The organism is uncultured Mucilaginibacter sp. (assembly GCF_903893715.1).
Classification (GTDB): domain Bacteria; phylum Bacteroidota; class Bacteroidia; order Sphingobacteriales; family Sphingobacteriaceae; genus Mucilaginibacter.
Genome location: NZ_CAITNG010000155.1, coordinates 1 through 22423, shown reverse-complemented (window position 1 = coordinate 22423; position 22423 = coordinate 1). Strand labels below are relative to the sequence as shown.

At 43.3% G+C, this 22423-nt stretch carries 23 protein-coding genes; 8 read left to right on the top strand and 15 right to left on the bottom strand.

Features of this window, described 5'->3' with window-relative positions:
• Window positions 1–216: 216 nt before the first annotated feature.
• The 3 genes from QZX97_RS18650 to QZX97_RS18640 all read right to left on the bottom strand — a co-directional run bounded on the left by QZX97_RS18650 (window position 217) and on the right by QZX97_RS18640 (window position 5553).
• Window positions 217–1539: an amidohydrolase family protein gene (locus tag QZX97_RS18650; protein ID WP_295651458.1), complete on the bottom strand. Its 1323-nt coding sequence runs from the start codon at window positions 1537–1539 to the stop codon at window positions 217–219.
• A gap of 13 nt (window positions 1540–1552) precedes the next feature.
• On the bottom strand, window positions 1553–4654 hold the full coding sequence (locus tag QZX97_RS18645; protein WP_295651456.1) for an amidohydrolase family protein: 3102 nt from the start codon (window positions 4652–4654) through the stop codon (window positions 1553–1555).
• A gap of 422 nt (window positions 4655–5076) precedes the next feature.
• The gene (locus QZX97_RS18640; RefSeq protein WP_295651454.1) at window positions 5077–5553 is read right to left on the bottom strand and encodes an Lrp/AsnC ligand binding domain-containing protein; all 477 of its coding nucleotides are present in this window, start codon (window positions 5551–5553) and stop codon (window positions 5077–5079) included.
• 590 nt (window positions 5554–6143) lie between these two features.
• On the opposite strand from QZX97_RS18640, the gene QZX97_RS18635 reads away from it, so the two are divergent.
• Window positions 6144–6386, top strand: coding sequence for a hypothetical protein (locus QZX97_RS18635; RefSeq protein ID WP_295651452.1), 243 nt, complete (start codon window positions 6144–6146; stop codon window positions 6384–6386).
• Window positions 6387–6541: 155 nt separating this feature from the next.
• On the opposite strand, the gene QZX97_RS18630 is transcribed toward QZX97_RS18635, so the two are convergent.
• From QZX97_RS18630 to QZX97_RS18620, 3 genes are all read right to left on the bottom strand, one after another.
• Window positions 6542–6901, bottom strand: coding sequence for an RNA-binding protein (locus QZX97_RS18630; protein WP_295651450.1), 360 nt, complete (start codon window positions 6899–6901; stop codon window positions 6542–6544).
• Window positions 6902–7007: 106 nt separating this feature from the next.
• Window positions 7008–7736: an alpha/beta hydrolase-fold protein gene (locus tag QZX97_RS18625; protein ID WP_295651448.1), complete on the bottom strand. Its 729-nt coding sequence runs from the start codon at window positions 7734–7736 to the stop codon at window positions 7008–7010.
• A 50-nt stretch (window positions 7737–7786) separates the two neighbouring features.
• Entirely contained in the window at window positions 7787–8386 is a 600-nt protein-coding gene (locus QZX97_RS18620) for an SGNH/GDSL hydrolase family protein (RefSeq protein ID WP_295651446.1), read from the bottom strand.
• Between the two features lie 160 nt (window positions 8387–8546).
• Here QZX97_RS18620 and QZX97_RS18615 point away from each other — a divergent pair, with 160 nt between their 5' ends.
• The 3 genes from QZX97_RS18615 (at window position 8547) to QZX97_RS18605 (ending at window position 10402) form a co-directional block, all read left to right on the top strand.
• Window positions 8547–8954 carry a hypothetical protein gene (locus QZX97_RS18615; RefSeq protein WP_295651444.1) on the top strand — a complete coding sequence of 136 codons (408 nt, stop codon included), beginning with the start codon at window positions 8547–8549 and terminating at the stop codon, window positions 8952–8954.
• Window positions 8955–9026: 72 nt separating this feature from the next.
• Entirely contained in the window at window positions 9027–9710 is a 684-nt protein-coding gene (locus QZX97_RS18610) for an outer membrane beta-barrel protein (RefSeq protein WP_295651442.1), read from the top strand.
• A gap of 200 nt (window positions 9711–9910) precedes the next feature.
• Complete coding sequence (locus QZX97_RS18605) at window positions 9911–10402, top strand: outer membrane beta-barrel protein (RefSeq protein ID WP_295651440.1); 492 nt, start codon at window positions 9911–9913, stop codon at window positions 10400–10402.
• A gap of 13 nt (window positions 10403–10415) precedes the next feature.
• Here the strand turns inward: QZX97_RS18605 and QZX97_RS18600 are convergent, their stop codons facing one another.
• Both QZX97_RS18600 and QZX97_RS18595 read right to left on the bottom strand, forming a co-directional pair.
• Complete coding sequence (locus tag QZX97_RS18600; protein WP_295651438.1) at window positions 10416–11174, bottom strand: glycosyltransferase family 2 protein; 759 nt, start codon at window positions 11172–11174, stop codon at window positions 10416–10418.
• Window positions 11171–12436 carry a glycosyltransferase family 4 protein gene (locus QZX97_RS18595; protein ID WP_295651436.1) on the bottom strand — a complete coding sequence of 422 codons (1266 nt, stop codon included), beginning with the start codon at window positions 12434–12436 and terminating at the stop codon, window positions 11171–11173. Before QZX97_RS18595 ends, QZX97_RS18600 begins: the two co-directional genes overlap by 4 nt.
• 91 nt (window positions 12437–12527) lie before the next feature.
• Here QZX97_RS18595 and QZX97_RS18590 point away from each other — a divergent pair, with 91 nt between their 5' ends.
• Genes QZX97_RS18590 through QZX97_RS18575 form a run of 4 tightly spaced genes read left to right on the top strand, consistent with a single transcriptional unit; the run spans window position 12528 to window position 14504 of the window.
• The gene (locus tag QZX97_RS18590; protein WP_295651434.1) at window positions 12528–13052 is read left to right on the top strand and encodes a serine acetyltransferase; all 525 of its coding nucleotides are present in this window, start codon (window positions 12528–12530) and stop codon (window positions 13050–13052) included.
• A 4-nt stretch (window positions 13053–13056) separates the two neighbouring features.
• The gene (locus QZX97_RS18585; protein WP_295651432.1) at window positions 13057–13803 is read left to right on the top strand and encodes a class I SAM-dependent methyltransferase; all 747 of its coding nucleotides are present in this window, start codon (window positions 13057–13059) and stop codon (window positions 13801–13803) included.
• Window positions 13804–13831: 28 nt separating this feature from the next.
• The gene (locus tag QZX97_RS18580; RefSeq protein WP_295651430.1) at window positions 13832–14044 is read left to right on the top strand and encodes a hypothetical protein; all 213 of its coding nucleotides are present in this window, start codon (window positions 13832–13834) and stop codon (window positions 14042–14044) included.
• Window positions 14037–14504, top strand: a complete 468-nt coding sequence (locus QZX97_RS18575) for a nucleotidyltransferase (protein WP_295651429.1) — start codon at window positions 14037–14039, stop codon at window positions 14502–14504. The genes QZX97_RS18580 and QZX97_RS18575 overlap by 8 nt, the downstream gene beginning before the upstream one ends.
• On the opposite strand, the gene QZX97_RS18570 is transcribed toward QZX97_RS18575, so the two are convergent.
• The 7 genes from QZX97_RS18570 to typA all read right to left on the bottom strand — a co-directional run bounded on the left by QZX97_RS18570 (window position 14501) and on the right by typA (window position 22277).
• Complete coding sequence (locus QZX97_RS18570) at window positions 14501–15403, bottom strand: glycosyltransferase (protein ID WP_295651427.1); 903 nt, start codon at window positions 15401–15403, stop codon at window positions 14501–14503. The two genes, QZX97_RS18575 and QZX97_RS18570, sit on opposite strands and share 4 nt — an antisense overlap.
• On the bottom strand, window positions 15404–16180 hold the full coding sequence (locus QZX97_RS18565; RefSeq protein WP_295651425.1) for a class I SAM-dependent methyltransferase: 777 nt from the start codon (window positions 16178–16180) through the stop codon (window positions 15404–15406).
• Between the two features lie 3 nt (window positions 16181–16183).
• Entirely contained in the window at window positions 16184–17716 is a 1533-nt protein-coding gene (locus QZX97_RS18560) for a polysaccharide biosynthesis C-terminal domain-containing protein (RefSeq protein WP_295651423.1), read from the bottom strand.
• Window positions 17717–17720: 4 nt separating this feature from the next.
• Complete coding sequence (locus QZX97_RS18555; protein WP_295651419.1) at window positions 17721–18764, bottom strand: glycosyltransferase; 1044 nt, start codon at window positions 18762–18764, stop codon at window positions 17721–17723.
• An 86-nt stretch (window positions 18765–18850) separates the two neighbouring features.
• Window positions 18851–19618 carry a class I SAM-dependent methyltransferase gene (locus QZX97_RS18550; protein ID WP_295651417.1) on the bottom strand — a complete coding sequence of 256 codons (768 nt, stop codon included), beginning with the start codon at window positions 19616–19618 and terminating at the stop codon, window positions 18851–18853.
• Between the two features lie 58 nt (window positions 19619–19676).
• Window positions 19677–20360 carry a class I SAM-dependent methyltransferase gene (locus tag QZX97_RS18545; RefSeq protein ID WP_295651414.1) on the bottom strand — a complete coding sequence of 228 codons (684 nt, stop codon included), beginning with the start codon at window positions 20358–20360 and terminating at the stop codon, window positions 19677–19679.
• A gap of 105 nt (window positions 20361–20465) precedes the next feature.
• Window positions 20466–22277 carry a translational GTPase TypA gene (gene typA, locus QZX97_RS18540; protein ID WP_295651412.1) on the bottom strand — a complete coding sequence of 604 codons (1812 nt, stop codon included), beginning with the start codon at window positions 22275–22277 and terminating at the stop codon, window positions 20466–20468.
• Between the last annotated feature and the right edge of the window lie 146 nt (window positions 22278–22423).

Here is a 22423-nt window from a genome sequence, read left to right as displayed (position 1 = left end):
ATTTATAATACAGGATATGCTGTTTTCCGGATATAACATACGTGTCAATTATGGCTAAAATAAAGTATTTGCGCCTTATTTTATAGAAATTACCGTTGTGGCGACCGTTTTGTCTTAAACGACATTATCGACGGGTTTATTTCCCGGAAATTTTTTTGCCCTAAAAAAGCCCCGCAACATACGTTACGGGGCTCGTTGGTTAATGGGGAATCTGATTTAAGGTTTCAAACCATATTTATCGCTGAATTTTTTATACAGCTGTTTGTGCAGGTTATCGAGGTTGATGTTGCGGCCTTGTATAAAGGCGGTTTCAACATTCAGGCTGATCATGTCCAAAGCATCGCCGGTTGATATAAACAGGTTGGCATCTTTACCTGCTTCCAGGGTGCCGGTTGTTTTATCAATACCCAGTATTTTGGCGTTGTTCATGGTGATCATGCTAAGAGCCTGTTCTTTGGTCAAACCGAAGCCTACGGCCTGACCGGCTTCGAAGGGCAGGTTGCGCTGGCGCCAAAAGCCGATACCTGTTAATCCGTACAAAACGCCGCCGTCCTGCAATATTTTTGGCAGGCTGTAGGGCAGGTATACATCGTCTTCTTCCTTGTCGGGAAGCGCTTGTGTTTCCTTGATGATGACCGGGATGTTATTGTCTTTTAACAAGGGCATCACCAGGTACGATTCTTTGCCGCCAACAATCACTTCGTCCAAACTGTACTTTTTGGCGAAGGCTACCGCCTGCTGTATTTCCTTTACGCCATCGGCATTAACAAACAGTTTTTTGGTGCCGTTAAACAAGCCTTTCATGGCTTCGAAACGCAGGTTGATTACTTCGGGCTTGGCTATTTCGGAGTAAGCTTTTGCTTCCGCGAAATACTTGTCCATCTCGTCTAACGCGCGCTGGGCACGTTCGGCAGGTGTTTCGGTAGCACCGGCGCCGGCCACAGCGGCCAAACGTCCGCCGCCGCCGCCACGACGGCCACCACCACCTCGTGATACTGGCCAGGTTAAATGGATGGCCATATCTTTTTTATAGGCCGCATCTTCCCAGTTCCAGGCATCGAGTTGTACTACCGATGACTGACCCGAGATCAAACCACCCGAAGGGGTTGGCTGTGCCAGCAAAACGCCGTTGGAGCGCACGGTTGGTATTACCTTCGAATCGGTATTAAAAGCGATCAGCGAGCGTACGTTGGGGTTCATTTCGCCGGTTTCGGCGTCATCAACGGTACCGCGCGCGCCTTCTTCAACTTCCACCAAACCTAAGGTGGTGATGGGGCAGATAAAGCCAGGGTAAATTTGTTTGCCTTTGGCATCGATAACAACATCGGCTGTGGCCGTGCCCGAGCCAACGCCGGTTATTTTACCTTTAGCGAAGGTGATATAACCATTCTCGATCACCTGGCCGTTGCCAACGTGTATGGTTGCGCCAACAATGGCGATGGATTGTGTTTGTGCTTTGGCGGGCGAAATATTTGCTTGCCCATAAGTAAGGATTGTGCCCAGCAATAATCCTCCTAAACTTAAAAATATTTTTTTCATGATATGACAGGGATTAATGTTGGTCTGAATTTGTTGATGTACCTAATCCTGATACAAATTCGGCTTCGTCGTCCTCAACGGTTTCGCACTCGTATTGGCGGCGACGCGGACCGGCAGCCCTTTGTGTATTGGCGCCACCGCTTTTAGCCTCTATCATTTTTTGTATCAAACGGCCCTCTTCGGCTTTCATGGCTTTTTGTTTGGCCATGTCCTGCTCCATGTCCCAATACCTTACACCATCAACAAAAGTTTTCTCGGCAACAGCATAAACAGAAAGCGGGTCGGCCGACCATAAAACCACGTCGGCATCCTTACCTACTTTTATACTGCCCACTTTATTATCAATGTGCAGCATTTTGGCAGGGTTAAGGGTTACCAGTTTCAGGGCTTCTTCTTCGCTCATGTTACCGTAGGTTACCGCTTTACCTGCTTCCTGGTTCAGGCGGCGGGCCATTTCGGCATCATCCGAGTTAAAGCCTGTTACCACGCCAACTTCGTGCATCAACTTGCCATTGTATGGGATGGCTTCAACCACCTCCATTTTATAAGCCCACCAATCGGAGAAGGTAGAGCCGGCTATGTTGTGCGCTTTCATCTTATCGGCCACTTTATAGCCCTCTAAAATGTGGGTAAAGGTGTTGATCTTAAAGCCCATCGAATCGGCCACGTGGATCAGCATGTTGATTTCGGATTGTACATACGAGTGGCAGGTGATGAAGCGTTTCTGATCCAAAATTTCGGCAAGTGCCTCTAATTGCAAATCGCGGCGAACGTTGCTGCCTTTTACGGCCCTTGCGGCCTTGTATTCTTTGGCGCGGGTAAAGGCATCCACATAAACCTGCTCAACGCCCATACGGGTTTGCGGGAAACGGGTATAGGTAGCGCCAAACTGTACGTTATTATTGCTTTGTTTTACGTTTTCGCCCAATGCAAATTTGATGAAGCCATCGGCACCTTCAAACTTCATTTCGTCGGGCAATACGCCCCAGCGGTGTTTGATAACCTGTAACTGCCCACCAATTGGGTTGGCCGAGCCGTGCAGGATGTGTGATGTGGTAACACCACCGGCCAACTGGCGGTAAAGCTCGATATCTTCCGAGTTCAATACATCGCCGGTGCGTACTTCGGCGGTAACCGCGTGGGTGCCTTCGTTAACACCACCGGTAATGGCGATGTGCGAGTGCTCATCAACAATACCTGCCGAGATGTGTTTGCCGGTGGCATCGATAACGGTAGCGCCCGTTGCCGAAAGGTTTTTGCCAACGGCTTTTATTTTACCGGCTTCTATCAATACGTCGGTATTTTTTAGGATGCCGTCTTTTTCGTTGGTCCAAACGGTTGCGTTCTTAAACAAAACGGTTTCGGTTTTTGGTACTTCTGTATTGCCGAAAGCAACAAAGGGATATACAACCGGGCCAACGTTTATAGCAGGTTTGGTTGCTGCAGCAGCGGCACCGCCTCCGCCACGACCGCCAAAGCCGCCACCACCCGCAGGCGCAGGGCCGCTGTAAACAGCCGACCAAGGAGTTGAACTACCATCGGGCATCACAGCCAAACCGCTCAATGTAATAGGCGAAGCTTTAGTGATGGCACCGTTTAAACGGATAAAACCGTTCGGGTTGCTTTTTAAATCGAAGTAGAAGCTCACGCCATCGCCGGTTCGGGTGAATGTACCTTGCGCGCGCACGCTGTCGGCAGCGCGGTTAACAGATAAAGTATACGTACTTCCGGTACCGCCAAGACCTAAGCTGATGCCACTGAGGCCCACACCGGTTAATGTATAAGTACCGTGCATATCGGTAACGTCCATTTTGCTGACTACGTACTGGCGCCCTTCCACCCAGTTTTCGTAAATTACGTTGTCTTTTTTAAACAACCCGCCCGAGGTGATGATAAAGTTGGCCAGTTTGCCTTTGGCAATGGTGCCTACCTTATCGGATATGCCCAGCATTTCGGCCGGTACGGTGGTAATAGCGTTGAAAGCCGTTTTTTCGGTCAAGCCATAATCAATAGCTTTTTGCAGGTTGGTCCAGAATGAGGTGGTATTATCCAAACCATAAGTTGTAATGGCAAAGCGGATGCCTGCTTTTTCGAGCGTAGCGGGGTTGGTTGGGGCCAGTTCCCAATCTTTCATTTGCGCGTAGCTTACGTTACGGGCATCGATAGGGTCTTCCACATCATAAGGCGATGGAAAAGATAGCGGGATAATGAACGCGCTACCGGTAGCTTTCATCGCGTCGATGCGCTGGTATTCTTTACCGTCGGTTTTAAAGATATATTGCTTGCCAAACTCCTTGCCTATTTTGGCAGCACGTAAAATGCTGATGGGGTCGGTAGCCTCAAATATTTGCGGGAGGGTTTGTGTTTTGTTGAACTCGTCGAGCGAGATATTGTATTCTTCTTTTTGTGCTTTGTACCAGGCCGCGTCATAATAGGTTTGGCGCAATAACGCGATACTGCCCATTAACGATGAAGGATAGTTGGTAGCGGCAGTACCTTTACTAAAGGAGTAGTGCGCTGCAACCATATCGTTCAGCATTACTTCGTTGTCGCGCTCATCGCCCAGCGAAACGGCAATTGATGTACCACGGGCAATACCATCATGTATCAAGGATTGCACGGCACCGAAACCGATCTTTTTCAGGTCGGCGGCTTTGGTGGCATCCACATGGAAAACCGCTTTGGCTGTCATTTCGGGCTTAATGGCTTCGTTCCAGCCATAAGGGCCTGTTTTTGTGGAAACAGGGACCGCGATACGGCCAAAACCGCCACCACCACCTGCTCCGCCGGCACCAAAGGCTGCCCTTGCTGCTTCGGGAGTACCATAGGTTGTATAGGCATCAACCAGGCCGGGGTAAATGTACTTCCCCTTTAAATCGACCGTTACATAGCCTTTGGGTATGGCAATGCCGGCACCCACGGCTTCAATCTCGCGGTCTTTAATTAATAATACACCATTGGTAATGGTTTGGTCGGCACTAACAACTATGGTAGCGTTAGTGAATGCATATTGCCCCGGCCGCACATCCCACGAGCCGTTTACAGGGTAAGTTACCTGGGCTTGTGATAGGTGCACTAAAAGCAGGGCAATGCAGAAAAGTAAAAGTTTCTTCATTGCGAGTCAGTTTTTGTTTGCCCTAAATATATTTAATTATTTGACTGTTAGGGTGTATTGCCACAGGTTTGTTACCAAAATTTTAAATAATTGTCAAATCATCAATTGGTATATTTTGTCTATGGGATGACTATGGAATGGTTTTTGGAATAAACGAAAATGGGCCAGACCGAACAGACCTTGTTCGAATGTTGGAGTTATTTAAAAAGCTAAATTGGTTTTGTGGCGGCGATTCACTGAAGGACAATGAGTTAAATAGGTCAAATTTAGAACACGGCTAACATTGCCACCACAAAGTGGGCGGGTTGTAAAAAGCCATCCCTATAAGTGCAAAAGTATCTACGAAAGAGGAAAGATAGCCACGGAAATAGTTAAAGGGCTGTGATGAAGCCCGTATAATACCTTTTAAGCCCACCGAACGATCAATCGAGCGTAATTTGCCTTTTGATGCTTTCTTCGAGCGAAATAAAGGTTTCGGTACGCTGTATGCCTTTAACGCTTTGTATCTGCTCGTTCAATACTTCGCGCAGGTGGTTGGTATCGTGGCAAATAATTTTTGCAAAGATGCTCCAGCTGCCGGTGGTGTAATGCAGCTCTACAATTTCTTTGATGGTTTTGAGCTGCTTAACGGCTTCGTTGTATTGGGAACCTTTTTCCAGGTAGATGCCTAAAAAAGCACAGATGTCGTAGCCCAGTTTTTGCGGGTCGACCTCGAGGTTGGCGCCTTTGATAACGCCCATCTCCTCAAGCTTTTTCATACGTACGTGGATGGTGCCACCCGATACAATCAGGTCTTTTGCTATCTCCGTATAGGGGGTAGTAGCATTTTTCATTAAAATCGATAAAATTTGTATATCTAAATTATCAATTTCTAAATTTTGGGCTTTCTTGTGCGACATAAATTTTTAAATATCTATATAAATACAAGTTTAATTAAAAATTGTATAAAAATACAAATATTTTGTTAAAATATTTGCAACGAAAGGATAAGCTGATTAAATTTGTGCTATAGCAAACAACCTAAAAAGCTTAAAAGTTCTTTAAATTATATTGTTGGGTGGTGAAACTTTGGCAGACACACCTCCTCGTCGCGGTGGCGGAGATCCTGGAAAACCCGAAGCGGGCTAACCACTCCATGAAGGTTCGACTCCTTCCCCAACAGCAATTTGGTTGCGATAACCAAATTAAAATGAAACATACTGTAGGATGGTGAAACTTTGGCAGACACACCTCCTCGTCGCGGTGGCGGAGACCCTGGGAAACTCTTAGCAATAAGAATAACCACTCCGTGAAGGTTCGACTCCTTCTCCTACAGCTCTTCTCATAATTTAGGTTTATAATTGGTTAGTAAAAGCCTCCTGCCCATCAGGAGGCTTTGCTGTTTTATAGGGTTTTTATAATGAGCTGGTTAAAACCAATGTTAAGCACCTTGGCATAGTTAACAAAATGTTAATTAAACATTAATAATACATTAACTTATCTTAGCGGCGTGACAAAAAACACCTTACCTACCTATGCCATAGTTGAATTGTTGATCAGGTTATCGCACATCAACCCATTGATTGGCGATTATAATGGTCATTTGGCTTATGATGATGGCGTGGTAGTAAAAACCACCGCAGGCACCATTGTTTTTCCAAACGCCCTGATCGGGCAACAGTTTAATCACCCCGATTTAATAACTGAGGCTGAATTGAAAGCTTTGGCAGCACTGTTTGCAAGCCATAAATGAGCGGATGGAAAATATAAACCCCACTGACATACATATATTGTATATCAATGGGGTTGAAAATAGGTGTATCGTTCGGAAAAGTTAAAATCCGGGGAATAAAAAATCCAGCGCTAAAAGCAGTACTTAACTACCCGTAGGTTTACAGGTTGTAAGGCTTATCTTTTGAAACCGCCGCCACCGCTGCCGCCACGGTTAAAACCGCCGCCGCCACCGCCGCCACGATTGAAACCACCGCCGCCACCGCCACGGTTAAAACCACCGCCGGTACGTTCTTTTTTCTCTTCAGCTTGGTTTACAACAATGGTTCTTCCGTACAATTCGGCACCATTTACTTCGGCAATTGCCTTTTGAGCTGCTTCATCATCAGGCATTTCGATAAAACCGAAACCTTTGCTGCGGCCGGTTTCTCTGTCGGTGATGATTTTTACCGAAGAAACTTCACCAAATTCTTCAAAAACTTCTTTTAATTCACTTTCTTCAACTTTAAACGGAAGACTACCTACAAAAATGTTCATGCTTGTTGTTAATTTTTAATTTTATGTTTAAGCAAAAGTATATTAAATAAAATTAGTTGCACAATAACACGCATTAAATAATGATTTTATTCCTAAAACTTGTTAACTATAAATAAAGTTGTACCATTTTACGCCAATAACGCGGTTTATGCGCCTCACCTTCCCAAATATGCAGCGCATTTGGCACGTTCATTTTCCACAAAACTTCGCTTAAATGCGTGGTGTCATCTAAAAAAGCGTCTTCCTGTCCTATCGCTAAAATAATTTCCATCTGTTTTAACTTATTTAACAGGTATTCATCGCCCATATTCGATAGGTAGTGGTTGGGCATGTTAAAATAGATGTCCTGATCATAATAACCTTCAAGCAGGTCTACAAAAACGCCCATTGGCTTCGTCAGGTCGTACCGACCGCTCATGCCAACGGTTTTGTTAAACAAATACGGGTACTTAAACGCTATGTTCACGGCATGGTAAGCGCCCAGGCTGCATCCGGCAGAAAACAAAGGCGAATCTGGATTGTTTTTTTGCGAAAGTGTAATCACTTCATTCAATATATACTGCTCGTACTGCAGGTGCCTGTTCAGCTTTTCGATAGGGTGCACCGAAAAATTGTAGAAACTTTCGTGGTCAACACTATCTACACAATAAACCTGCAACCAGCCATTTTCTATTTTATCGCTTATGGCTTCAATAACGCGCCAGTTTTCATAATCATAAAAGCGCGCGCCCCTTGTGGGGAAAAAAATAACACGGGCACCTGCATGGCCAAAAACCAGCAATTCCATGTTCTTCTGTAAGCGTTCGCTAAACCATTTATGATACTCCCTTTGCATCTCGAAACCAAATCTAATCGGTAAGCATACCTATGTGGGTTAATAAATTGTTAAAAATGTTCTAAACCAGCCAAATAGTTAAAAACAAGCGGTTTCCATAACTCATAACCTTTGTTGCTCATGTGCAAACCGTCGGGTAAAAAAAGTTCGCGCCTGGGGTTGCCTGCGGCATCGGTCATTGGTGTATAAACATCAATGTACTGCATGTTGGGATATTTTGCCATTTCGCCAGCTATTAATTTGTTCGCGTATTTTATGCTCTCTGCAATCGCCATACGCGCAACGCTTGGTTTGATGGAAATATATGCAAATGAGATATCGCCAAAGCTTTCATTAATACGCGCCAGTATTTGCTGAAAAAATATAAAAACCTCCTCGGGGTGTCGGCCATCGCCCAAATCATTGTCGCCGGCATACAAAATAATTTGTTTCGGCTTAATGGAAAGAAATATCCTTTCAAAAAACCAAACGCAGGCAGCCATGGTCGACCCGCCAAACCCCAGATTGGCTGGTTTGAAATCGGCAAAGTCGGTATAAAGGGATGACCACATCCTGATGGATGAGCTACCATAAAATATTGTTTCAGGGGCGTATTTGTATTTAAGGCGTTCGGCCTCCAGTCGTTTAACTTCGTCTTCGTACCAAATCATTGTGCGTTTTTTGTTTAGCTCTTAAATATAGGTGATTTATGTGGTTAAAATATGGGTTTCGTAAAAGCTGCGCTCAAGTTTTATCCTGTTGGGAATATAAATTATTCGCTACCTTTAACCTAACTAACTGAACGCTAAACTTAAATCTTCATTCACTGTCATGAACTGGAAACTTCTTTTTCAACTCTCGTTGTTCGGCCTGGTAATGGCTTTTGGAACCATTTCGCTTATCCCGTATAAGTTTGAACCTATTTTCTGGATAGTTGTTTTTTCATTGTGTTCATGGTTCATTGCAAAAACATGCTCGGCCAACTATTTTCAATATGGTTTTTTGCTGAGCCTGTTTAACTGTGTTTGGATAACCGTTGTCCACGTAATCTACTATAGCTCATACGCCAGCCACCACCAGGAGGTTGTCCAGATGTTCCAAAGTGGCCCCCTACATAACCATCCCCGTATTCAAATGCTCATCTTCGGGCCTTTTTTTGGTGTCTTATCCGGACTAATACAAGGTTTATTCGCTTTTATTGCATCAAAAATTGTTAAAAAGAGTATCATTGTCCAATAATTCAGCATCGGCTGCGTTTAAGCTTCGATTTTGAACTACAAATGATATTTATTTTTGACCGAAACTCGCTTTATGAAAAAACTACTACCTGCTATAGCTTTTGTTCTCCTTGCTAATTTACTGTTCGCCCAAACGGAAAAAATACCTGCCATTAAATATAGTGTTGAGGCCGGGTTGAACGAATCACTGTTACAATCAAGTATTGGCGGTGGCACCTCGTCGTCCTATTTAACAGGCTTTAGTTTGGGCGCATTTGCCGAGTTCCATAATAAACACAATATCACATTTCAGTCGGGCCTGTTGTTTACAACAAAAGGCGGCCATTATGATGTTTCGCAATCCTTTACCTCAAACGGAGTAACCTTTAATGACAATGGCACTGAAGATATCAACCTAAAATACATCGAGGTCCCTTTTAACGTTTTGTTGCACATCGATGCGGGTAAAGGCAAAGTCTTTATAGGTGGCGGACCTTACATAGCATTAGGCATTTCCGGTTCCGACAATATAACCAATACCCAAACCTATAATGGGGCCTCTTCATCGAGCAGCCAAAACAACAGCATTGTTTTTGGTAACGCCGCCGGCGATTATAAAAACCCTGATTACGGGGTAAATGTAACAGGCGGATTTGTGTTAAACAAAGGATGGCTGCTTCGTTTAAACTGGGGCATTGGCAAAGGTAACCTCGATACAAACGGCAACACTGTTACAAATGAAACGGCTAACCTTTCAATAGGTTACGTTTTTAAATAGTAAACATTATTGCGGTATAGTGTTATGAAAAAAGCCTTGTTTACAATTGGCCTTATAATCCTTGCATTTTCGTCATCTGCACAAAGTGTTAAGTTTGGAATTGAAACCGGCTTAAACTTATCCAACCTTATCGAAACAGAATCCGGCATGTCCAGTTCGGGTTCAACGCTCAAGGGGTATAGGATGGGGTATTTGCCGATGTGGGCCTGGGCGATTGGTCGTTTAAACCCGGCCTTCTATACAATACCAAAGGCGGACGCGACGATGTTGCAGGAACAGTTGCCAACAACGGCAGCAGCTATACCTATACCGGAACCGAGCAATTAAACTTTAACTATGTAGAGGTTCCTGTAAATTTGCTTTACCATTTCCCTGTGGTTATAGGTAAGATATTTCTCGGCGGCGGCCCGTATGTCGCCATCGGCACATCGGGTACAGACGCCCTTTCTACTACGGCCACAAACAATGGTGTTACAGCTTTCAATAGCACTTCCACGCCGGTTACTTTTGGCAGTGCTGTCGGCGATTTTAAAAAAATCGACTATGGTATTAATTTAACCGGAGGCCTCAGTTTAAAGAGTGGTTTATTATTCGGCGTTGGCTATAGTACTGGTTTGGCCAACTTGGCCAACGATGGTTCTACGCTTCGTAACAATGTCATCAGTTTTTCGGTCGGCTTCACTTTTTTATAAATACCTGTTCTTATTAATCATTTGTTCTTCGGTTCACGGCATAGTATCCAATCAACCTAAACGGCATTACGAGGTGGCGCAATAAGGTTGGTATAACTCCATAGTAACTGCACATAATCAAAAAGCGCTCGAAAAGGCTCCGGATGTGTTTCTTTTTCGATATACCACCTACCTCGTATTTGGCCACATACATGTGCGTGTTAACAATTTTATAGGCTTTTTTTGCCGCTCGTATTATCCAATCAATATCGGCACTTAATTTAAACTTCTTATCAAAAGGCCCAATTAAGCCATACTTAATGTAAATAGCCTGGTGGCTTACACTCATCCCCCAGCTAAAACTTCGCCAGTTAAATTTGGCCGGAGCTTTGTGCCGCCGTCTGCCAAGGCTTTCCCCCTGCGCATTAATCATTTCGGTTTCACCATAATAAATATCGGCCCAATGCGCCGTAGCAAAAATCCGGGCAACCGTATCGGGCGCATAAATCTCGTCGCCCGAGTTCATAAACAACACATAATCGCCCGTCATTAGCGTCAGCCCTTTACTCATGGCATAGTAAATTCCCTTATCCTTTTGGCTTACAAACTGGGCCAACCTGTCGCGATACTTTTCTATTACCTCTACAGTGCCGTCATCCGATTTTCCATCAATAATAATATATTCAATGTTGGGATAGGTTTGGTTCAACACCGAAAGCATGGTGCGTTCAATACCCTGTACATTGTTATAAACAACAGTAATTACCGATAAAACGGGATTGATATTGCTCATGGAAGTAGTGATTGATATAAAGCTTTATATTTTCCGGCTACGATTTCATTACTGAAATTATCGAGCACTTTGCTGCGGGCATTGGTACTCATCAGGTGTGGTTGGGCGTAGTTAAGCACATACAGTATCCCCTTTGCCATATCTTCCGACGATTTATACCTTGCAAGGTAACCATTCTGTTCGTGTTCTACCATCTCGGGTATACCACCGGTTTCAAAAGCTACAACAGGTGTTCCGCAAGCCAAGGCCTCCATCACCATATTGGGCAGGTTATCCTCCAGCGATGGCAACACATAAACATCGGCCATGCTGTAAATTTCGGCCAATTGTTGTTGCTGTTTGATGATGCCCAACTGCGTAACCTTAAAAGCGATTTGCGAAACATCGAACCCTTTGTTTTTACCGAAAATCACTACTTCGATGTTTGCCATTTCAGGGTGCTCTGTTTTTATCCGCTCCAAAGCTTCAACCAGATAGGCTATGCCTTTCCGGGTATGCATAATATTGGCGGCACCAAACAAGATGATTTTCGACGTATCATCAAAACCCCATTTTCTGCGGGCCCCGGCTCTGTTTTGAGGTGCAAAAATATCGGTATCTATCGGGTTGGGTATTGCCTCTATACGAAAGTTTTTGAGCAATGCGCTTTTACGGGCGATGCCGGCCAGCCAGCTACTGCAGGTTACAAACACCAAATTATCAGCTTTTTGGTACAGTTCTTTTTTGCGACGCCATCCTTTCCGGGATATGTCGTTGGGCGAGGCATCTTTTAGCATCGGGCAATTGCCGCATTCTATCAAATAATGATCGCAATCACCCGCATAGTGGCAACCTCCGGTAAATGCCCACATATCGTGCAACGTCCAAACAACGGGTTTTTTTAAATCGATTAGTTGTTTCAGGTTATTGATGGAAAGGAATCCCGAATTTGTCCAGTGCAGGTTCAACAGGTCGGCATCGGTTATCAAATGGTTGCTGCTTATGTTTGTTCCCGCATTAGCGGAGGAAAACGCAAATCGAAGCGATTTATCCTTTTCGTGAACCAAAATGAATGGCAGGCGCTCGTAATAAAAATCTGCTTTGCTTTTAAAGCGGCCAAATGCATTTTGGCTGGCTCTTTCCACACGCTCTTCATCCGTGTGCTTTTCATTCACCAGCAGGTGTACGTCAACATCATCGGCCGCCAGGGCCTTCAACAGGCGCATACAAGCAGCGGGTGCACCACCACCAGCATCGGATGTGTTAATTAACGTAACTTTCATTTTTTATTCCCATTTGGGATAGCAAGTATAATAATACTAAATGAAACCTTTACTTTTGAAAGTTAAACAGCATAATTACAAAAAACCAACAATGAGTTTTTTTACCTATCTTTTTCAAGACTGGAAAGCCAACCGCAGGAATATAAAAGGGCAGCTCATTTTGTTATGCTTTAGGTTGGTGCAGGTTTTTAACCGTTATACTGCTTTAAAAATCATTTTTATCCTGTACCTCATTTGGTACCGGGTAACCATCGAATGGTTTTTGGGTGTTGAGCTTCCGCGGAAGCTCACAGCAGGCAAAGGCCTCATCATTTACCATGGCCAGGCTTTGGTGGTTAACCAGGGCGTTGTTTTGGGCGAAAACTGTGTGTTACGCAATTCGGTAACCGTAGGCCATAAAAAACTACCCAACGGCACGTTTTCGCGCTGCCCGCGCATTGGCAACAATGTTGATATTGGCGCCAATGTGTGCATAATTGGCGATATCACGGTTGGTAATAATGTCATCATCGGAGCAGGGTCGGTGGTAACCAAGGATGTGCCCGATAATTGTACAGTAGTGGGCAATCCCGCAAGGATATTGGAAAAGAAAGATGATACAGTGCATCTGATATAAATAAATGGAGCAAAATTTAACCGACCGTGCTTTCTGGAAAGCGTTTTGGGAATCGAGAAAAGGGCTGATATTTTATATAAAACCCAATTATATTTTTGGCGACCTGCTGGCTGGTCTCATTAAAAAGAACAACATTAAATCGGCCATCGAGCTGGGCGGTTTCCCGGGATATTACGCCATTTATCTCAAAAAGTATCGAAACATTGATACCACTCTTTTAGACTATTTTGTGCACCGCGACCTGGTTAACCAATTATTAGAGGTAAACGGTTTAAAACAGAACGACATAGCAATTATAGAAACAGACTTGTTTACCTACCAGCCCGAAAAAATGTATGATATGGTGCTTTCGTTCGGTTTGATAGAGCATTTTGCCGATACCAAAGAGATCATCAAAGCACATTTGCCTTTGCTTAACCCGGGCGGTACTTTGTTTATTACGCTACCCAACTTTACCGGCATAAATGGCTGGCTGCAGCGCACCTTCGACCCGGATAATTACGCTAAACACAACATAGCCAGCATGGATGTTGATTTGTTACGCTGCATTTATACCGAACTCGGGCTTACGGAAATAGATGTGCATTACCACGGTCGCTTTACCGTTTGGCTCGAGAACCGCGAAACCACGTCGGCATGGGGCAAGTTTGTGATGAAGGCGATATGGGTGATCGGGAAAACGATTACCAAAATTATCCCTTTCGAATCGAAGCTCTTATCTCCGTATATTGTGGCGTGTGCAAAAGCATAATATTGATAAATGTTTTATAAATTTGGGTATGAGTGAATTTAAGTTGGACAGAACGGCATTTAAAGCTCAAACGACATCTCAAGCTGCCGATCACAGGGAATATTACCAAAGCCTTACCTGGCAGGAACGGGTAAAGATTGCCAATTATCTAAACAGTATTGCCTACAACTATCCTGAAAATAATCCACCAAAATTGGACAGAACAGCATTTAGTGCTCGAATCCGCAACTCAAATGGGTAATATTTTTAAAGAAGACTTCCGGGAATTTATACAGGCGCTAAACGATTGCCATGTCCGTTACATCTTAGTTGGCGGCTTTTCGGTGATATTGCATGGTTATGCCCGTACAACGGGTGATATGGATATTTGGGTGGAGAAAACCCCTGAAAACTACGTCAAAATAAAACAGGCATTTTTAACGTTCGGAATGCCGTTATTCGATATGACCGAGGAAAATTTCCTTGATCACCCCAAATGGGATGTATTTACTTTTGGCAGGCCACCTACCGCAATCGATATGATGATGAAAGTACAAGGATTGGATTTTAACTCATCATTTAACAACGCTGTTTATTTTGAAGAAGATGGCTTACAGATCAGGACTATTCGTTTAGATGACTTATTAATTGCAAAACAAACAACCAGGAGAGCAAAAGATATTGACGATATTGAAAACCTTTCTAAAAAAGATGAAACCTAACTCCCCAACTGCTGCTTAACAAACCTGACCAACCTTTGCAACAAAGTACCTTTACGGTTTTTAAGGAAGTGTTTAATAGCCCAATGCGCATCCGCGTTCTCAGTAATAACATCAGGGAAATAAGTCACCGGATCTTTCGCTATCTTAACGCTATACATATCTTCGTTGTTCGAGTGTATGCCACTGCCATCGTTGCCAATGTTTTGGATAAGCGATTGCGCTGGGTTTAAAGTCAACCCACCCTTTAAAAAGATAGAGGCATACCAGCGTATGGCCCACGAATCATTTTTGCCGGCTTTGAACTGCTGTATCTGCTTCCAGAAATTCATATTCCCTTCTATTGAGAATTGCATAATTTTCTTATTGTCGAACTGTTTAAGCAGGGTATCAACATCCGGTTCAAAATATTTCCACGCCCGGGCCCATGTTGCCCAGCCCCAGCTGGTGGCAGCACGGTAAAAAAAGGTTTGCGGCAAATCCGTAAGGTCAATAGGGTACATGTATGCACCGATGTGCATTACCTTATCTTGCTTTTCGTACTTAACAAGCGCTTCGTTAAGATAGGTAAGGGCATATGGCGATGACAGCAGGTCATCCTCAAAAACAATCACTTTTTCGTATTCGTTCACCAATTGCGCAACTCCGGCTATGATAGAATTGGCCAAGCCAAGGTTCTGTTGGCGTTCAACCACTTTTACCGATTTAAAGCCATCAACCCCTTTTATCAGTTCCCTCACTTCTTCCACCTTAAACACGTCGGCCTCGGTTTTCGCCGCATCCGAGAAGATGTACAGCCGCGATTCATCAGCCAGCAAATTTTTTTGCAAAGATGCAATGGTACGCCGGGTATGCTCGGGCCGATTATATACAAACAAGGCTATGGGCGCAAGGTGTTGCATTTAAAATATGTTAAGGTTTTCGCCTTCTTTACTGCAAAGTATGGTATAAGCGCTGGCCCTTTTTTCCTGCATCGCTTTGCCTAACAGCGAACCAAGCAATTTTTTTGCGCCATATTCAGCCGATATTTTCAGGTCGGTGATAAGGCTCTTGTTTTTCTTTTGGTTGATGTAGGTATTAAAACGTGTTACTTCGGGCTCAATCATCGAAGTGAGGTCGTTAACTACCTTGAAGCCTTCGGTAAGTAACAAGTACCTTAAGCTTGTTGGTGTGTACATATTGATGTGCCCGTAAGCCAGATAATGTTTTATGCGTCCATCCACACCATCTTTATAATCAATAGGCACTTCTATCAAACACATTTTGGCCACCCGTTTCAGCTCGCGCAGCAACAGGCGCTCGTGCTCCACATGCTCCAATACATGCGAAAGCACCACCAGGTCGAACTCGCCATCCTTAAATGGTAAATGATAGCCATCAAACTCCTGCACCAACTCCAGCCCCTTTATGTTGAGCGAGCGGATACGCGCCACACCACTCTCCGAAATCTCCACAGCCGAATACTTAGGCGCAAAATTTTGTTCGGACAATAACTTTAAAATACTACCATCGCCTGCACCAACCTCCAGTACCGAATTAAAAGTATAGCCCTTGCAAACATCAATAATATGTTGAGCCTTATATTTAGCGCCCAGCAAACGCCAGCCCTCGTCGTTTTTTTCGTAATAGCCGTCGTAGGCGGTTTTAACGTTGGTGCTAAGGGTATTTTGGTCGCTCATGTTTTATTTAATGTTGGTACGTTTGTGTCTCAACAACGCTTTATCTATTAATTCATTTATATCAACCGAAATATTTAGCCAATAGGTGAGTGCCAAATATAGCAACGCTACAATTAACGACCTGTAAGCAACATCAACAAAAAAATTATTGATTGCGGGCAAGTAAATTCCTACAAATAGGCTTATCAGGCTGACTAAAACAACCCAAAGATAGGACTTTGTAAAAGGCTGCAAACCGAATTTAACTTTAATATAGAGCCAGTAGGTAAAATTGAGTGCAAACATGGTTATCAAATACGAATATGCGGCTCCCGACATACCTAGCTTCGGTATCAACAAAATGTTCAAGCCAAAACACAATAACACCCCGGTTGTAAGCAGGTACATAACCAATTTATATGATTTTGAACTACTAATTATAGCGCTGTTTAGCCCTCCAGTAATATCTACAAGGAATGCGATACCTACAATGACAAAAACATCAAAGTATGGTTCGTAGATCGCGTTTTTCCTTTGGAGTATTGTGATGATGTTATGATGATTCGCAACTAATCCTATAAAGAACAAACATCCAACAATAGATTGTACCAACGAGGTTTTGCTATATATCTTACCAATTTTTTCTAGGTCATTATCTTTAAAAGCGTTGGCAATGATCTGATATGATGTTCTGTTCAATGCTTTTGCAGGGAGATTGATTACAACAGCAATAGCGAAAAAAACACCATATACACCCACCATAGCGTCATTTGTCAAGGCGCTCAATACCAAGGTGTCTACCGATTGTATCATAGCGAACGACCCGCCGCTTAAAACAGCGTATAATCCGTAACTTATCATTTCACGTTTTCGTTTGGTAACCTCAGTAGTTATAGGGTTAAGTTTAAAATAGTTGCCTTTAAATATACTGAACCATAAAATAAGCGCAATAGCGGCATTGCTGTACAAAAAGATAATTACGAAGTTGTGGTAATCTGCAAGTTTAAAAGCTATCAATAAAACACTTATTGCGGTAATTATCCGCACTAACACCTCTTTCAAAAAAGCTGATAATATATTTTTGAATACACTGCGAGCAAGCGCTTCGAGCAATGTATACAGCATGATGAAAAAGGTTATAGGGATGATATAGTCATAGTATTTTACCAAAAGCGACGATGCCTTTACAGCGCTGTGAAGCTCTTTAGCTTTGTAAAAATCTATTACGGGCCTTTTAAATATCAGGAAAAAGAGCGCGACCATTACAAAACCAGCGAGCGTCACCAAAACAACAAAAGTAACAAACCCTGAATCCTGCTTATCATCATTACGATAATAAGGATAATACCGCAAAATTACATTGGTTGTACCCAAAGATGCTATTTGGGCAAATATGGTGGTAAGGGCTATGAGTATTGTATAAAAGCCTATCTCTTCCGGGCTTAAGTAAGTTACAAATAACACAATAAGGTTAAAAAAGGCCAAACCAGTGCCGGCATATAATATCAAACTATTATAAAACCCTTGCTTTTGCAGTAAATTGGGATTCCTTGCCAACAGCTTATTTTTTCTTTATTACGTTTTGGATGATACTGTCTATAGTTGCGATGCGATCGTTCAATTCATAATTTTTCATCATATGCTCCCGACCGGCTTCACCCATTTGTGCGGCAAACTGGGGAGATGATGCCAAAAAAATCATTTTTTTCGCCATCTCTTTTACATTATGCTCTGCCACTAAAAACCCGGTAACGCCATCTATAACAGCTTCTTTTATGCCGGCATGAGCTGTGGCAACAACAGGCAAAGCCGAGGCCGAAGCCTCTAATATTGTAACGGGCGTGCCTTCCATATCTCCGTCTGATGAGGTGACCGAATGCTGTACAAAACAACGCATTTGTTTCATCGATTCAATAATCTGCTTCGATTGCAGTACGCCGGTAAACGTAATCTGGCTCGTCAGTCCTAAATCTATCGTTAATTGTTCCGCTGCTTCTAAAAGCGGCCCTCGGCCAACCATCCACAAATGTGCCTCCGGGACTTGTTCCGTAACTATCTTAAATGCTTTTATTGTTGTTAAGGGCGCTTTTTTGTTGACAAAACGACCGACGGCCAAAAAATTATGTTTGGTTTTTTCCACTTCAACGGGTAAGAACATCGATGTATCAACACCACACGAATTATAAAATACCCTATCTGTCGGTGCGCCAAGTTTTGTCAGTTCTTTCGCCATGTCCTTAGATACAGCTATAAACGCGCTTGCGTATTCAAATGCCTTTAAGTAAAGGTTATGATATTTTTTTATGGTAGGCTGATGATGCACATCGGCACCGTGAAACTGGATGACCAAGGGTACGTTTGCAGCCTTGCATGCATCTGTTACCGATGCACCAACCATTCCGTATTCTGCAAAAACAATATCAATTTTTTTGGTTTTGAGATACGACACCAACGCATTTGTGCGCACATTAATTTGAACCTTTTTGAATACTTTCTTTTGGATAAGGTAAATCAGCAAACCTATTTTTGACTTAATCAGATAGCGGCCATCTTCATCGTAGACAGGAAATGCGCCACCATACAACACGGTTTTATTGCCAGCCAAACGGTCAATATGTTCTTGTATAAAGGTCTCTGAAAAGGCCGACTTATTGGGCTTTATGATGCATAAGTTGTACCCGCCGTTCATATCTATTTTAACTTGCTGCGCACATACATTTTACGGTAATAGCTGCCAAACTTCCATTTTAGCTTATTTAATATCCTTGCTGTACGCTGGGTGGCGGTTACCGGTTTGGGTGAAAAAAAAGCAGCCTCAAAATCATCGTTCTTTTCCAAAACCACATGCGCATAATCGCCTACGTTCCAAATGTTTTTCAATTCATACAGAATAACCTCCGTACCAGTATCAGCTTTTAATTTACCAATCACCTCGAACGTTATATGCTCGTCAACAGGCTGCATCGTTTCTGGTTTATTTATCAGCGACCATTTGAGATTCGCGGGGGTTGGTACGGATAAAATTATCTTGCCTTTGTTCTTTAAATTTTTAGCCAAGGCAGCATGTACTGCGGATCGGTCGTTTACAGCTATATGCTCGTAAACATCCATAAATATAATCAGGTCAAATTGCTCATTAAATGTTTCGGGAGTTAGTATACTTTCTATAAAACTAACCTTATCATTCGCAAAGAGGGCTTTTGCTATTTGTATAGATTGCGTACTGATGTCAATGCCGGTTATTTGTGCATTTGGCCACCTTTTATTCATCTTGTTACAAATGCTTCCCATGCCGCATCCCACTTCTAAAATACGGCTTGGGTTTGATGGAGCAAACTTTTTGATAGTGTTCCAGGCACCTTCAACGCGGGGGTTTACAATAACATAATCGTTAACTTTAAATTTTATGTGCTCATCGTAGTACGATACGACGTTTTCCCGGTTTATATTTTCTTCCATCCCAAATATCAAATAGTCTTAAGGTTTTATGCTTAGCACGAAGTTAAGGAATTATTTATTAAAGCGGTTTTTGGGCAACAACAACATATAAGGCTGCATCCCTGTCGCGTTGCACCTGTGTATTTATTTTGTTGAACAAGCGTATTTTTGCCTGCATAATGAGCGCGAACGGGGGCACTAAAAATTTAGGTAATTTGGCAATAATACCGTCTTGCAATAATTGTAAGCCACTTGCCGCCAAACCAAGAACTCCATGAAATACGTTAATATGAAACCCCTCGGCTTCAATAGTTTTACGCAAGCCCGCACTTGTCCACCGCCAGTAATCGTTGGGTGTTGGGTGATAAAACCAGTAACCGTGTGTTGTGCAAATAATGTGTCCTCCTGGCTTCAGCAAACGCATAGCCTCCTGCAAATAGCCCGATGGCGTATCAACATGCTCCAAAACCTGATTCGATAATATGATATCAGCATACCCGTCAGGCAAAGTTGTTTTGCTGTCAAAACCAATATGATGGTCGGCCTTTGGATTCATCTCCAGGTCCACACCGAGGTACTTACCTACCATCGGTTCAATCAAAGTTCGGTACGGCATCTCGCCGCAACCAAAATCAATCAAAGTTTGTGTCTTATCAGCAGCAGTAAGCTCCTGCATGCGTGCAATGGTAATATCTCTAAGCTGGCTTAGCACCACATAACGAGTGTGGAAAATACTTGGATATAACCGGTCATTACCTTTCATCCGGCTAAATTAATTGTTTTATCGGGATTACGCAGCTGTGTATTTTGACAAAAAAAGAGGCAAACCTAAGCCTGCCCCTCTAAGTAATATAATTTGTATTGCTAATTATTGATTGGCAAACTTTTTCGCATTGTTCCTGCGCTCACCTTCGTTCAGGTATATTTTACGTAAACGCATCGATAGCGGAGTTATTTCGATGTACTCATCAGCCTGTATGTATTCCATTGCTTCCTCTAACGAGAACTTGATGGCCGGCGCAATACGTACGTTGGTATCGCTACCCGAAGCGCGCATATTGGTCAATTGCTTGCCCTTGGTCAGGTTGATTACCAGGTCGTTATCGCGTATATGCTCGCCCAAAACCTGTCCTTCATAAATATCAACACCCGGATCGATAAAGAAACGGCCACGGTCCTGCAGTTTATCAATGGCGAAGGCAGTAGTTTTACCGCTGTCCATCGATACCAATACACCATTTAACCTTCCGGGGATAGTACCCTTCCATGGCTCGTAAGCTTTAAAGCGGTGTGCCATAATGGCCTCGCCGCCGGTAGCAGTCAGCACGTTGTTACGCAAACCGATAATTCCGCGTGCAGGGATATCAAATTCCAAATGCTGCAAATCGCCCTTTGGCTCCATGATCAACATTTCACCTTTACGCTGTGTTACCAACTCAATTACCTTGCCCGATACCTCGGCAGGTACATCAACAATCAGTGTTTCTATTGGCTCACATTTAACGCCATCAATTTCTTTAATGATAACCTGTGGCTGACCAACCTGTATCTCATACCCTTCGCGGCGCATCGTCTCGATCAGTACAGATAAATGGAGGATACCACGGCCATAAACCAGATACGAATCCGGCGACTCAGTTTCAACAACTTTCAGCGCCAGGTTTTTTTCCATTTCTTTATATAAACGGTCACGCAGGTGACGCGAGGTTACAAACTTGCCTTCTTTACCAAAAAACGGTGAGTTGTTGATAGTAAAAAGCATGTTCATGGTAGGCTCATCAATTTTTATAACGGCCAGTTGTTCCGGTTTTTCAAAATCGGCAATAGTATCGCCAATATCAAAACCTTCTATACCTACAACCGCACAAATATCGCCGCTGCTTACCGAGGTAGCTTTAACCTTGCCCAGGCCTTCGAAAGTATATAGTTCTTTTATCCTTGTTTTTTGGATCGTGCCATCACGTTTAACCAACGATACCGGCATGTTTTCTTTAATGGTACCGCGTGCAACACGACCAATGGCTATACGGCCCACAAAAGATGAATAATCCAACGAGGTGATCTGCATCTGCAAAGTACCCTCGGCGATTGGCGCCGGCGGAATATTTGCCAAAATAGCGTCCATCAACGGGAAAATATCTTCAGTTGGCTTTTGCCAGTCGGTGCTCATCCAGCCTTGTTTTGATGAACCGTAGATAACCGGGAAATCCAGTTGGTCTTCGGTGGCGTCAAGGTTAAAGAACAATTCAAAAATCTGTTCGTAAACTTCTTCGGGGCGGCAGTTTTCTTTATCCACCTTGTTTACTACCACAATTGGTTTTAAGCCTAAAGCCAAAGCCTTTTGGGTAACAAAACGTGTTTGGGGCATAGCGCCTTCAAATGCATCGCAAAGCAACAAAACGCCATCGGCCATTTTCAATACACGTTCCACTTCACCGCCAAAATCGGCGTGACCCGGGGTGTCAATAATGTTGATCTTAACGTCTTTATACATTACCGAAACGTTTTTTGATACGATGGTGATACCTCGTTCGCGTTCCAGGTCGTTATTATCCAATATCAATTCGCCGGTCTCTTCGTTATCACGAAAGATAGAGCAACTGTGTAAAATCTTATCAACCAACGTAGTTTTGCCGTGGTCAACGTGTGCGATGATCGCTATATTTCTTATTTTTTGCATGAAAATGCTACCTTAATTTTGGCGCAAAGGTACGTTTAATTTATCAGAAATTTACTATTGTGCAATAATGTTAATGAGGAACGGCTTATTGGTTAACAATGGATGCGCCATCGCACCGTTATTCCGTCCCGCCTTTCATCTTATTT